This window comes from Tenacibaculum sp. A30 (genome assembly GCF_051200845.1).
Taxonomy (GTDB): domain Bacteria; phylum Bacteroidota; class Bacteroidia; order Flavobacteriales; family Flavobacteriaceae; genus Polaribacter.
In genome coordinates this window covers 2,105,182-2,118,690 of sequence record NZ_CP195160.1, presented here as the reverse complement: position 1 = coordinate 2,118,690, position 13,509 = coordinate 2,105,182, and the positions used below count along the sequence as shown (strand labels likewise).

Annotated in this window: 10 protein-coding genes; all 10 read right to left on the bottom strand. The window is 34.9% G+C overall.

Going from position 1 to position 13,509, the window contains the following annotated elements:
- Nucleotides 1-9: 9 nt before the first annotated feature.
- A complete protein-coding gene (locus ACR9ES_RS10165; RefSeq protein WP_298996781.1) occupies nt 10-1,740 on the bottom strand; it encodes a SulP family inorganic anion transporter in 1,731 nt (576 codons plus the stop codon).
- 2 nt (nt 1,741-1,742) lie between these two features.
- Nucleotides 1,743-2,765 (bottom strand): Holliday junction branch migration DNA helicase RuvB, encoded by a 1,023-nt coding sequence (gene ruvB, locus ACR9ES_RS10160; protein ID WP_120185687.1) that lies wholly within the window; start codon nt 2,763-2,765, stop codon nt 1,743-1,745.
- A gap of 102 nt (nt 2,766-2,867) precedes the next feature.
- Nucleotides 2,868-3,296, bottom strand: a complete 429-nt coding sequence (locus ACR9ES_RS10155; RefSeq protein WP_435254133.1) for a hypothetical protein — start codon at nt 3,294-3,296, stop codon at nt 2,868-2,870.
- Nucleotides 3,297-3,397: 101 nt separating this feature from the next.
- Nucleotides 3,398-5,167: a cytochrome c oxidase subunit I gene (locus tag ACR9ES_RS10150; RefSeq protein ID WP_435254132.1), complete on the bottom strand. Its 1,770-nt coding sequence runs from the start codon at nt 5,165-5,167 to the stop codon at nt 3,398-3,400.
- Between the two features lie 33 nt (nt 5,168-5,200).
- The gene (locus ACR9ES_RS10145) at nt 5,201-6,208 is read right to left on the bottom strand and encodes a cytochrome c oxidase subunit II (RefSeq protein WP_435254131.1); all 1,008 of its coding nucleotides are present in this window, start codon (nt 6,206-6,208) and stop codon (nt 5,201-5,203) included.
- A 35-nt stretch (nt 6,209-6,243) separates the two neighbouring features.
- Complete coding sequence (locus tag ACR9ES_RS10140; RefSeq protein WP_435254130.1) at nt 6,244-7,812, bottom strand: quinol:cytochrome C oxidoreductase; 1,569 nt, start codon at nt 7,810-7,812, stop codon at nt 6,244-6,246.
- Between the two features lie 22 nt (nt 7,813-7,834).
- Nucleotides 7,835-8,383, bottom strand: a complete 549-nt coding sequence (locus ACR9ES_RS10135; RefSeq protein WP_435254129.1) for a c-type cytochrome — start codon at nt 8,381-8,383, stop codon at nt 7,835-7,837.
- A 9-nt stretch (nt 8,384-8,392) separates the two neighbouring features.
- On the bottom strand, nt 8,393-8,920 hold the full coding sequence (locus ACR9ES_RS10130; RefSeq protein ID WP_435254128.1) for a DUF3341 domain-containing protein: 528 nt from the start codon (nt 8,918-8,920) through the stop codon (nt 8,393-8,395).
- A complete protein-coding gene (gene nrfD / locus ACR9ES_RS10125; RefSeq protein WP_028891351.1) occupies nt 8,910-10,310 on the bottom strand; it encodes an NrfD/PsrC family molybdoenzyme membrane anchor subunit in 1,401 nt (466 codons plus the stop codon). Before nrfD ends, ACR9ES_RS10130 begins: the two co-directional genes overlap by 11 nt.
- A gap of 27 nt (nt 10,311-10,337) precedes the next feature.
- Nucleotides 10,338-13,481, bottom strand: coding sequence for a TAT-variant-translocated molybdopterin oxidoreductase (locus ACR9ES_RS10120; RefSeq protein WP_435254127.1), 3,144 nt, complete (start codon nt 13,479-13,481; stop codon nt 10,338-10,340).
- Nucleotides 13,482-13,509: the final 28 nt, after the last annotated feature.

Below are 13,509 nucleotides of genomic sequence, written 5' to 3'. Positions count from 1 at the left end.
ATTATATAGTTATTTATACGCTTGATGTATGTATTGTGCGTATTTTTTTTGGTTTTGATTATCTCCTGTTTTATAAAAATTTACGGCTCCATTAGCACGCATAAAAAAGTGATCTAAACTTACAACATCTAATAAACCACCTCTAAAAAAGGCATCTCTTACTGGCCCTTTGACTCCTGCAAAATAGAATTGGATATTATGCTTGTTAAAATAAACTATACGTTCTTTTAACATATCTATACCCGTACTATCTACTCTGTTAATACTCTCTGCATCTAAAACAATCAACTTTAATGCCTTTCCTTTTTCTGCTGCCATTTCGTCTAATTTATCACGAAAATAGTTGGAATTGGCATAAAATAATTGTGCATCAAAGCGGAACACTAAAATTTCTTCTTCTATGATAACTTCCTTGAATCTGTTTTTATTACGATAAAAATCTGAATTTGGCACTTTTCCTAACTCCGCTACGTACGGTCTTGAGGTTCTAAAAATTAAAACGATTAACGATAAAACTACTCCTATTAAAATTCCATATTCAATTCCGAAGAAAATCGTTGCTAAAAAAGTAGCTAATAATAACCAGAAATCTAAGTTATTCGCTTTCCATAACCTTCTTGCTTCTTTTACATTTATCAAGTTAAAAACCGCAACAATAATAATTGCTGATAAAATAGTTTTAGGTAAATGGTAAAATACCGGTGTTAAGAAAAGTAAGGTGATTACTACTAATAATGCTGAAACAATTGCTGAAACCCCTGTTGTCCCTCCTGATTCTGCATTGATTGCCGAACGAGAAAAACTTGAGGCTGAAGGATATGATTGAAACAACGATCCAACCATGTTACTTAATCCTAACGCTACTAATTCTTGGTTTGGTCGAACCCTATATTCATCTTGTTTAGCTTCCAACGTTTTTCCTATAGAAATGGTTTCTAAATATCCTACCATCACCAATGTTGCAGCAATTGGTATTAATTCTCGTATTAATGCTACATCAATTACTGGTATTGAAAACTTAGGAAGTCCTGAAGGAATATCTTTTACGATAGCTACATCTGTAAGTTGATCTCCAAAAAGACGTATTGTTACGATTCCTAATATCACAACGATTAATGCATTTGGAATCTTTCTATTTATTTTTCTAAAAATTATGATAATTATACAGGCAATTAAACCTATGATCGTAGTATTTGTTTTAAAATATTGAAGTCGGAACAAAATATCTTCTAACAACACATGTATTTGATCACTTTGTACAAAATCTACTCCAAATAAATTTCTAAACTGATTCAGTCCAATAATTAAAGCTACGGCTGATGTAAACCCAGTTATTACTGGTCTCGATAAAAAGTTAACTACAAAACCTAAGCGGAAAATTCCCATTAAAAATTGTATACTCCCTACTACCAACGCAAGTAATATTGCTATACCTATATAACTTTCAGATCCTGTTAATGCTAAGGTAGAAACTCCTGTTGCAACGATTAATGAATCCATTGCTACAGGACCAATTGCTACTTGGCGTGATGTACCAAAAATAGCATACATTAATTGAGGCATTAATGCGGCATACAACCCATAAATTGGTGGTAATCCAGCAATAAGTGCATACGCTATACCTTGTGGAATTAACACAATAGCAACGGTTATACCTGCAACTACATCACCTCTTAATTGTGATTTTTTATAGTTGGGCAACCATTCTAGTATCGGTATGAGTTTTTTTAACAGTTTCATTTTTAAAAGAGCTCTCCTTGGCTACTTCCTTTAATTCTACCTAAATGTTTATAAGCCAAATCGGTTACTTCTCTTCCTCTTGGCGTACGCATGATAAACCCTTGTTGAATTAAAAAAGGTTCATACACTTCTTCTATTGTTTCTGAATTTTCTGCCACGGCAGTAGCTAACGTGGTAATTCCAACTGGCCCCCCTTTGAACTTATCAATAATCGTAGATAATATTTTATTATCCATTTCATCTAGCCCATGTGCATCAACATTTAATGCTTTTAGCGCATATCTAGCTATTTCAATAGTAATGGTACCATCTCCTTTTATTTGTGCAAAATCGCGCACTCTACGCAATAATGCATTCGCTATACGTGGTGTTCCTCTACTTCTTCCTGCTATTTCAATAGCAGCTTCCATAGAAATTGGCACTTTTAATATAAATGCACTTCGTTGGATGATGTTTGTTAGCAGTTCAGTTGAGTAATAATGTAATCGACTACTGATTCCAAAACGAGCTCTCATAGGAGCTGTAAGTAATCCTGATCGTGTAGTTGCTCCTACTAAAGTAAACGGTTCTAAATTGATTTGTACTGTACGTGCATTAGGCCCTGATTCAATCATAATATCGATTTTATAATCTTCCATAGCCGAATACAAATATTCTTCTACTACAGGGCTTAATCGATGGATTTCATCTATAAAAAGTACATCTCTTTCATCTAAGTTGGTTAGTAAACCTGCTAAATCTCCTGGTTTATCTAAAACAGGGCCTGAGGTAACTTTAATTCCTACTCCCAACTCATTCGCTAAAATGTGTGCTAACGTCGTTTTTCCTAACCCCGGAGGTCCATGAAATAAGGCGTGGTCTAACGCTTCATCACGCTGATTTGCTGCTTCAACAAAAATCTTAAGATTTTCTATCGCTTGATCTTGACCTGTAAAATCATCAAATGACAGTGGACGCAGCTTTTTTTCAACGTCTAACTCTTCATTAGAATAATGTTTGTTTTCAGGGTTTAGGTTTTCGTTCATATAGTTGCAAATATACTTGAAATAAAACGGTTGTTTTGTAATATATGTTACTTAGCTCTTTACTATGCTAAGATACGTATTGTAGACAGTCCTAATAATTAATTATTGATAAGGAACAAATTTATTATCAAACTTTACAGAAACAATACTATCTTTAATGTAATTAACGAATATATAATTACAAGTTAATTTATCTAAAAGAACATCTTTGCCTTTATTTATGTTTATTTTGACTTTAGAAATATTTTTTATGCTTCCTAAGTTAACATCTTTAGCATAACCTAATGTTTTGTCTGTTGTCACTGTACCTTTAAATACTTCTTTGTTATTCACCGATACTTGAACTAAATCATTATCAAAATGAGACTCAAAAAAGATTACGGTAGTATCACTCTTGTAATCTAAACAATTCCCAGTTCCAAATTTAATTCCATAATTACTTTTAGTATCCTTAACTACTTTTTTACATGACACATTTATAAGGCGAAAAAGTAAAAACATTATAATACTTGGTGTAATGTAATTTTTCATTTTTATATAATATTTTTTTTATTCTTTTTCCAAATTTTATAAAAGGTAGTAAAAATAAAAAGCCTCCCAAAATTGGGAGGCTTTTTATTTTTTACTTTTTATTAAGATGGCTCTTCTCCATCTAATAATGGCACTGTTTGCGGCACGAAGTCTTTTCCGTGAACATACTCTCCATTTTCATCTGTTTTACTGTAATCGTAAGCCCATCTGTGAACTTCAGGAATTTCTCCTGGCCAGTTTCCGTGAATAGCTTCTACAGGAGTAGTCCACTCTAATGTGTTTGCATTCCAAGGGTTTTGCGTAGCTTTTTGACCTCTGTACATAGAGATAAAGAAGTTAGCGATAAAGATTAACTGAGCAAATCCACCGATAATTGCCATGATAGTCATGAATACGTTGATATCTGCTAAGTCATCAAACATTGGGAAACTTGTGTTTGTATAGTAACGACGAGGTAAACCAGCTAAACCAATAAAGTGCATTGGGAAGAATACTCCGTAAGCTGTAATAATTGTTAACCAGAAGTGCCAGTAACCTAATGTTTTGTTCATCATTCTACCATACATTTTAGGGAACCAGTGGTACACACCAGCAAACATTCCTAATAAGGCAGATACCCCCATTACTAAGTGGAAGTGAGCCACTACGAAATAGGTATCGTGAACGTTAATATCTAATGCTGAATCTCCTAATACTAATCCTGTTAAACCTCCTGTTACGAATGTAGAAACTAATCCGATAGAGAACATCATTGCTGGGTTTAACTGTAAGTTACCTTTCCATAGTGTAGTTACATAGTTAAACGCTTTTACTGCTGATGGAATTGCAATTAATACTGTTGTAAATGTGAATACAGAACCTAAGAATGGATTCATTCCTGATACGAACATGTGGTGACCCCATACGATTGTAGATAAAAATGCAATTGCCATAATAGATCCAACCATTGCACGGTATCCGAAGATAGGTTTACGTGCGTTAGTAGAAATTACTTCAGAACTAATACCTAATGCTGGTAATAAGATGATATATACCTCAGGGTGACCTAAGAACCAGAATAAGTGTTCAAATAATACTGGTGATCCTCCTTGGTAGTGTAATACTTCTCCAGAAATAAAGATATCTGATAAGTAGAAAGAAGTACCAAAGCTTCTATCAAAAATTAATAATAATGCTGCTGATAATAATACTGGGAATGAAATTACACCAATAATTGCTGTAATGAAGAAAGCCCACATTGTTAATGGCAATCTTGTCATTTTCATTCCTTTAGTACGTAAGTTTAAAACTGTTACGATATAGTTTAATGATCCTAGTAAAGATGAAGCAATGAAAATTGCCATAGATACTAACCATAATGTCATACCTGTACCTGAACCTGGAATTGCTTGTGGTAAGGCAGATAATGGCGGATAAATTGTCCATCCTGCAGATGCTGGTCCTGCTTCAACAAACAATGAAATAACCATGATTACTGATGATAAAAAGAATAACCAGTATGATACCATGTTTAAGAATCCTGAAGCCATATCACGTGCTCCAATTTGTAACGGAATTAAAAGGTTAGAGAAGGTACCACTTAAACCTGCCGTTAATACAAAGAATACCATGATTGTACCATGTATTGTAACTAAGGCTAAGTACATATCTGGGTTCATAATTCCATCTGTTTGATGGTTACCTAAGAACGCTTCAACAATTGAAAACGATGTATCTGGCCATGCAATTTGTAAACGAAACAACATAGACATAAAACCTCCTATGATACCCATAAATATACCTGTAACTAGGTACTGCTTAGAGATCATTTTGTGATCTTGACTAAAGATGTATTTAGTTACAAATGTTTCTTTGTGATGATGATCTGACATAATCTATATCTTTATATACTTTTAAAAAATATCTTATTTTATTACTTGAGCTAATGTTTGTTGTTCTGACAACCATTTGTTGTATTCGTCTTCTTCTACAACAGTAATTTTCATTTGCATGTTGTAGTGAGAGGCTCCACAAATTTTATTACATAATAATACATAATCAAACTCATACGGATCTTCTCCTTTAGCTCTTCTAATTTTGTTAATTCCTTCGGTTTTAGCAACTACTTCTGAGTTCTGACGCATTTCAGCAGTTGTATACTTTGGTGTGAAAGCAAATTGAGTAACCATACCTGGAACACAGTTCATTTGCGCTCTAAAGTGAGGCATATAAGCAGAGTGTAATACGTCTTGTGAACGGAACTTGAATAATACCTTTTTACCTTTTGGTAAATATAATTCTGTTACTTGCTTATCGTCTTGTGCACTTGGGTCAGACATATCTACACCCATAGTGTTAATTCCTTTGATAAAGTTTACATTACCAAGACCTAATTGGTTGTCTTCACCTGCATAACGAGCATCCCAACGGAATTGTTGAGAGTATACCTCAATAACAATTGGGTTTTCATCGTCTCCAACATACATAATGTTGTTCCAAGCCCATAAACCGTATCCAATTAACAATACAATTGTTACTGCAGGAATTGTTGTCCAAATTAACTCTAATTTGTGGCTATCAGCATAAAATAATGCTTTGTTGTTTTTATTTCCTCTGTACTTATAAGTAAAGAAGAAAATTAAAAACTGCATTCCGAACTGAACGATTCCAATTAACCAAAATGTAATATTGAATAAGTTATCGTCATGCTCTCCTTCAACAGAAGCAGCTTCAGGTAACATGATTACATTCATTGCTATTAAGCAATAAATCATCATTGCATAAAGGAATGCTAGGAAAGCTAACGAGTATTTAGCTTGTTTTTCGTTGTCTTCATCTGTAGCAATTACAGAACGGAAATTCATTATACGAGTAATTTGCCAAAAACTTACTCCGATTGCAACTGCTATGAAAATATAAAATAAAGCGAGCATATTATCTAAACTATTTGTTTATTAATTCTTTTTAATTAATGATGATTACTATCTTCTCCTGTGTGTTCGATGTTGTAGTAATGATAGGTTTCACTTTCGTGTAAGTAAGGGTTTCCTTTTGGTACTGGATTAGCTTTAGCAAATGCACTAAACGTAGCAAAGATAAATAATCCTGTAAAGAATAATAATCCGCTTATTTCACCAATTCCGAATCCCCATTGACCACCAACGGTACCTGGCATAATCATTACAAATAAGTCAATATAATGACCTGCTAAGATTACAACACCTCCTAAGATTACAAACCAAGGTCTGCTCTTAAAATCACTGTTGATTAATAATAATACTGGGAAAACAAAGTTCATTACAACCATTGCTAAGAATGGTACTTTGTATTCGTTAAAACGTAATAAGAAATACGTTGTTTCTTCTGGCATGTCTGCATACCAAATTAACATGAACTGTGAGAACCATAAGTATGTCCAGAATACTGAGAAACCAAACATAAATTTCGCTAAGTCGTGAATATGACTATCGTTTACTAATGGTAATGCTCCTTTTGAACGTAAATAAATAGTTACCATAGCAATTACTGTTAAAGCAGATACTAAGAAAGTAGCTAATACATACCATCCAAATAATGTAGAGAACCAGTGTGGGTCGATACTCATAATCCAATCCCATGACGCCATACTTTCAGTAATCATAAAGAATACTAAGAAAATAACTGTAGCGTTGTAGTTTTTCTTGTGTTGTTTTAAATCACCATTATCTTGTGCTAAAGACCACTTTCTGATAAGGAAATAGTAAACATTCCATCCTGCTAAGTATACAATACTTCTAATTAACCATCCTGGAGTGTTTAACCACCATTTTTTACCATCTACAATAGCATCGTAGTTTTCACTTGTAGGATCAGTTACTCCTTCTCCCATCCAAGTAAATAAGTGGTTCATGTGCATCGCTGTTAATATTAAGAACGCTAACATGAAAACACTTACGTAATGTATGTTTGAAGAGATAGCTTCCATTACTCTGTGTAATACTACTGACCATCCTGCTTGTGCAACGATTTGAGATCCGTAAAAAGCTAATACTAATAACGTGATTCCTAAAGAGAATAATAAAGCTACATACATTGCAGACCATGGTCTGTTTTGCATTTGGTGTAAAGCGTGCTCTGCGTGAGCATCATGATCTTCACCATGTGCTTCAGCTACTGCATGAGTTTCTTCTTTTACTTCAGTTTGCGCTACTTCTTCCTTAACGTCAGCTTCATTTGCATTAACAACTGTTGAGTCTTGTGCTTGTTCTGCAACGTTTGCTACAGTCTCTTCTACTTGAGTTGCTGTGCTATCTGCTTGAGTTTCTTCAGTAGCTACTTCTTCTACATGCTCTTCTACTTTAGCTTCTTCAACATGCTCCTCTATAGTGTGAGTAGCTGTTGCTTCATGACCACCGTGGTGAGCATCTTGTTTTGCTAAAATTTCTTTTGCTTCATCTAATGTTTTAGGCGCTGTAAAGAAACTATAACCTGTTCCTAAAAGTCCTACAGCCATTAAAACAATAGCTAGCATTTTTAATTTTCCTGAAAACTGGTACATATCTTAACTATCTATTATAGACTTATTTTAATTCGCTTCTTAATTTTTCTACGTATTGTACAACTTGCCAACGCTCGTTGTATCTTAACTGTGATGCGTGAGATCCCATTAAGTTTTTACCGTACATAATTACGTGGTAAATGTTTCCTGGTGTTAACTCTCTATCGGTATAACTTGGAATACCGTTGAATTTATCTCTTTGAGATAATACTCCGTTACCATCACCTTTTGTTCCGTGACAAGAAGCACAGTAAATATCGTATAACACTTTACCTTTTTCTAAGTTTTCCTCAGTTGTTGGTAATGGGTTTTTTAATTCTGCTTTCGCTTTTTCATATCCTTCATTGGTATCAGGAATATCATAAGCTACTACACCGTTTCTACTTACAGTACCTGCAACAGGTTGTATGTTTACCATCTTGTTATTTACACCTTCTGCTCCATTAGCGTCGTAAGGTACAGATACATACATATCAGGCATGTATTGTACTTGTGGTTTACGTTTATCGTTACAAGAACTTAAGCTTGTTGCTACTACAGCTAAAGCGATAATTATTTTTAAACTCTTCATATCTCTTTATTAGTGCGTTTCTACTACGTTAATTTCTACAGCTCCTGTTGTTTCTAACAATGCTACTAACTCATCTTCGTTTCCGTGAACTGGAACTTCCATTAAGAAATGATCATCTGTAGTTCTTGGATCTGGGTTTTCAGCTTCTTTAAATGGCCAAATTCTACTTCTCATATAAAAAGTGATTACCATTAAGTGTGCTGCGAAGAATATTGTTAATTCGAATAAAATTGGCACGAAAGCTGGCATGTTAGCTGCCCAAGAAAAGTTTGGCTTACCACCAATGTCTTGAGGCCAATCAGCAATCATAGTATACCATGTTAACCAAACTGCTACTGATAAACCTGTAATACCATATAAAAAAGCAGTAATTGCTAAACGTGTTGGAGCTAAGCCCATTGCTTTGTCTAATCCGTGAACTGGGAATGGACAAAATACTTCTTCAATATGATGATTTTCTGATTTTACTTTCTTAACGGCATCCATTAAGATATCATCATCATTATATAATGCGTGAATTACTTTATTAGTGCTCATTGTTCTCTTCTCTTGATTTTTTAAAATTCTCACCTGATGATTTCAAAATAGTCTTAATCTCTGCCGTAGGGATTACTGGGAAAGTTCTTGCATATAATAAGAATAATACAAAGAAGAACCCAATAGTTCCTATGAAGATACCTACGTCTACGAACGTTGGCTCAAAACGCCACCATGTAGATGGTAATTGTCCTTTACTTAATACAATTGCGATAATATCAAAACGCTCGAACCACATACCGATGTTAATTACAATTGAGATAATGAAAGACCAGATAAAACTTCTTCTAATTTTTTTAATCCATAATAACTGTGGAGTGAAAATGTTACAGATTAATAACGACCAGAATGCCCATCCATAAGCACCTGCTTCAGCACCAAACGATAAATATGTATAGTTTTCATAAGGAGAACCTGTATACCATGCGATGAAGAATTCAGTTGCATAAGCTACAGCTACAATACCACCTGTTAAAATAATTACGATGTTCATATACTCTACGTGTAAACGCGTTATATATGCTTCCATATTTGTAACCTTACGCATAATACCTAATAAGGTTTGTACCATTGCGAATCCTGAGAAAATCGCCCCTGCTACGAAGTAAGGAGGGAAAATTGTTGAGTGCCATCCTGGGTTGATAGAAGTAGCGAAGTCCATCGATACAATTGTGTGTACAGAAAGTACTAATGGAGTTGCTAAACCTGCTAATACTAACGACACTTCTTCAAAACGTTGCCAGTCTTTAGCTCTACCAGACCATCCGAAAGATAATAATGCATAAATTTTCTTTTGGAAAGGTTTTACAGCTCTATCACGAATCGTTGCAAAATCAGGTAATAAACCAGTCCACCAGAAAACTAATGATACCGATAAATACGTAGAAATTGCGAATACATCCCATAATAATGGCGAGTTAAAGTTAACCCATAATGATCCGAATTGGTTAGGAATTGGTAATACCCAGTATCCGTTCCATGGACGACCCATGTGGATGATTGGGAACAATCCTGCTTGGAATACCGCAAAGATTGTCATCGCTTCTGCAGAACGGTTAATTGCCATTCTCCATTTTTGACGGAATAATAAAAGTACTGCAGAGATAAGTGTTCCTGCGTGACCAATACCTACCCACCATACGAAGTTGGTAATATCCCATGCCCAACCGATGTTTTTACTTAATCCCCATACACCGATTCCTGTTCCTACGGTGTAGAAGATACATCCAAATCCCCATAACATTGCTGCTAAAGAGATATAGAATGCTATATACCAATTTTTGTTTGCTTTACCTTCAATAGGTCTTGCGATATCTTCCGTAATATCATGGTAACTCTTGTCACCAAGTATTAAAGGTTCTCTATAAGATGATTCGTAATGAGACGACATAAATCTATATACTTATTAATTTTACTATTAAGCTTCGTTTGTATTTCTTACTTTCACTTGGTACACTACGTTTGGTTTTGTACCAATATAATCTAACACATGGAATGCTCTTTTATCTTCTTTTAATGCTGTAACTGTATCTTCAGAGTTGTTAATATCTCCAAATACCATAGCTCCAGTAGAACAAGCTGCAGAACAAGCTGTTTCAAACTCATCTTTGTTTACAGCTCTACCTTCTTTCTTAGCTTTTAAGATGGTAGCTTGTGTCATTTGAATACACATAGAACATTTTTCCATAACTCCACGAGAACGAACAACTACGTCTGGGTTTAACACCATTTTTCCGTACTCATTGTTCATGTTAAAGTCAAACTCGTTGTTTTCAGCATAGTTAAACCAGTTGAAACGACGAACTCTATATGGACAGTTGTTTGCACAGTAACGAGTACCTACACAACGGTTATATGCCATTTGGTTTTGACCTTGACGACCGTGAGATGTTGCTGCTACTGGACATACTGTTTCACATGGTGCGTGGTTACAGTGCTGACACATCATTGGTTGGAAAGCAACCTGTGGATTTTCAGCTGGGTTTTCTAAAGCATCAAATAAATCTCCTTTGCTTAACTCTAATACTTTTTCAGTATATCTTCTTTCAACTTCTTGGTTCGCTAAATTAGGGTTCTGAGCTTTGAACTCTTCTAACGTCATTGTTGCTTCGTGTTGCTTATCTACAACAGTTGAAGAATAATAACGGTCAATACGTAACCAAGCCATATCTCTACCAACTCTCATTTCATCTTTACCAACAACAGGTACGTTGTTTTCTGCGTGACATGCAATAACACAAGCCCCACATCCTGTACAAGATGTTAAGTCAATAGATAAGTTAAAGTGGTGTCCTATACTTCTATCATGCTCATCCCATAAGTCGATTTTACTTCCTTCAACTTCTTGGTGATCGTAAGAAACCATAAATGGTTTGTTCCATGTATGTTTAGGATCTAAACTCTTATCGTTTACTTCTTTTAATGAAGCTTCTTTTAAAATATCATGACGACCTGCTAATGTGCTTTGTACTTGCATACAAGCAAACTTGTGCCATCCAGAAGCTTTTTCAATAGAAACGTTGAATTGTACGTTGTTTCCATTTTGATAGAAAGGATATGCATTGATACCTACTTGCATCTCTGGCTTTAATCCTTGAGTTCTACCGTAGCCTAATGCTAAACCAACTGATCCTTTAGCTTGACCTGGTTGAATGATTACTGGAATCTTGTTAATTGTAACTCCATTAACCGTTACATTAGCATAGTTCCCGTTAATTGCTCCGTTATCTTTTACTGGGTTTTCAAAACCTAATTCTTTAGCATCTACCATAGAAACAGTTAAATAGTTATCCCAAGAAGCACGGGTAAGAGGGTCTGGTAATTCTTGTAACCAAGGGTTGTTGGCTTGTTTACCGTCTCCTAATGCAGTTGATGAATATAAGTTTAATTCAAATCCTGAAGCACTGTTAGCAGATCTTACTAATCCTACTGCTGCTGCATTTACATCTGCAGTAGATTCAAAAGCAACATCTTCAGAAATAATTGCTTCAGACTTAAAGAAACCATCATGCAATGCTTGATTCCAAGAAGCTCCTCCTAAAACATTAGTACTCCAAAATTCTTTTAAAGTATCATAGTAATTTACTGTACTACCTGACCACTTTAATAATACATCTTGTAACTGACGTGTATTAAATAATGGTTGAATAGTAGGTTGCATTAAACTATAAACACCTTCTTTAGCCATAACATCTCCCCAACTTTCTAAGTTGTGAGGTGCTGGTAATGTATATTGTGTAGCATTAGCCGTTGCATCATTCTGAGTAGATAAGGCAACAGATAATTTTAAGTTTTTAATTCCTTCTGCAAAATCAGCTGCATTTGCTAAAGAGTAAACTGGGTTTACGTTATACGTAACTAAACCTTTTACTTTTCCTCCTTTAATATCTGCTACTAATTGTGCAACTTCAGTATCGTTACCTTGGCGAGTTAAGTTTACCGCTTTTGTATCGATTACTTCACTGTTTAATGCGTTGTTAATTGCTAAAGCAATTAATTGTGCGTTTTTATCATTTAATCCAGTAAGTACAACTCCTTTTGAACCTGCTTTTTTAAGATCGTTAGCTAATTGCTTAACTTCTGCATCAAAAGCGGTTGCTTTAGAAGGAAGAGAACTTCCTGTTACTGCATTGTATAAATTGATTAAAGCGAAAATTTGTTCAGATGGCTTAGCAACTATTCTTTTATCGGCACTAGCACCTGTTAAAGACATGTTACTTTCTATTTGAACGTGATAAGACATTTTACCTGTTGCTACTCTACGACCATCTGCATATGACTTCTCATATCCACCTTGCCAATCTCCTATGAAATCTGCTCCGATAGACGCGATAACTCCTGCTTTGCTAAAATCGTAATCTGGTAAAGCTCTTTTACCATACATAGCTTCAAAAGCATCAGCTGTAGCACTTTCAGAAATTGCATCATATACTACATGCTTAACATTTGGATAAGCAGAGATAAAATCAGCAATAACTTTATCAGTAGAAGGACTCGCTAAAGTTCCTGTTAATAACACTACTGGTTCGTTAGCGTTCTTTAACTCGTTTAATTTAGCCACGATTTCTTTATCCGCATCAGCCCAAGAGATTTCAGTTTCACCTTTTCTTGGTTCTCTTAATCTTAATTTACCATCATACAATGATAAAACCGATGCTTGCGTACGTGCGTTTGTTACTCCTCCTGCCTCTTTGTTAGGCATGATTTGAATTGGACGCCCTTCACGTGTTTTAACTAATACGTTTGCGAAATCAAAACCATCTGCGATTGTAGTTGCGTACCAATCGGCAACACCTACTACGATATCATTAGGTTGCACTACATAAGGAATTGATTTTCTTACTGGACCTTCACAAGCTGCTAAAGAAGCTGCTGCAGTGGTAAATCCAACATATTTCAAGAAATCTCTACGTGATGTTGATGAAGTTTCTAAGGTTTCTTTATCACCTAAAAACTCATCTGTAGGGATATCTTGTACAAACTCATTATTACGTAGCGTTTCAACAATAGAACTTCCTTTAAGTTCCTCAACACTTTGCCAGTATTTTTTGTCTGAAGCCATTTATATATGTGTTTTTCTACTTTCTAAT

Coding starts and splice junctions, on each gene's coding strand:
- ACR9ES_RS10165 (WP_298996781.1), bottom strand. CDS start 1,740: ATGAAACTGTTAAAAAAACTCATACCGATACTAGAATGGTTGCCCAAC.
- ruvB (WP_120185687.1), bottom strand. CDS start 2,765: ATGAACGAAAACCTAAACCCTGAAAACAAACATTATTCTAATGAAGAG.
- ACR9ES_RS10155 (WP_435254133.1), bottom strand. CDS start 3,296: ATGAAAAATTACATTACACCAAGTATTATAATGTTTTTACTTTTTCGC.
- ACR9ES_RS10150 (WP_435254132.1), bottom strand. CDS start 5,167: ATGTCAGATCATCATCACAAAGAAACATTTGTAACTAAATACATCTTT.
- ACR9ES_RS10145 (WP_435254131.1), bottom strand. CDS start 6,208: ATGCTCGCTTTATTTTATATTTTCATAGCAGTTGCAATCGGAGTAAGT.
- ACR9ES_RS10140 (WP_435254130.1), bottom strand. CDS start 7,812: ATGTACCAGTTTTCAGGAAAATTAAAAATGCTAGCTATTGTTTTAATG.
- ACR9ES_RS10135 (WP_435254129.1), bottom strand. CDS start 8,383: ATGAAGAGTTTAAAAATAATTATCGCTTTAGCTGTAGTAGCAACAAGC.
- ACR9ES_RS10130 (WP_435254128.1), bottom strand. CDS start 8,920: ATGAGCACTAATAAAGTAATTCACGCATTATATAATGATGATGATATC.
- nrfD (WP_028891351.1), bottom strand. CDS start 10,310: ATGTCGTCTCATTACGAATCATCTTATAGAGAACCTTTAATACTTGGT.
- ACR9ES_RS10120 (WP_435254127.1), bottom strand. CDS start 13,481: ATGGCTTCAGACAAAAAATACTGGCAAAGTGTTGAGGAACTTAAAGGA.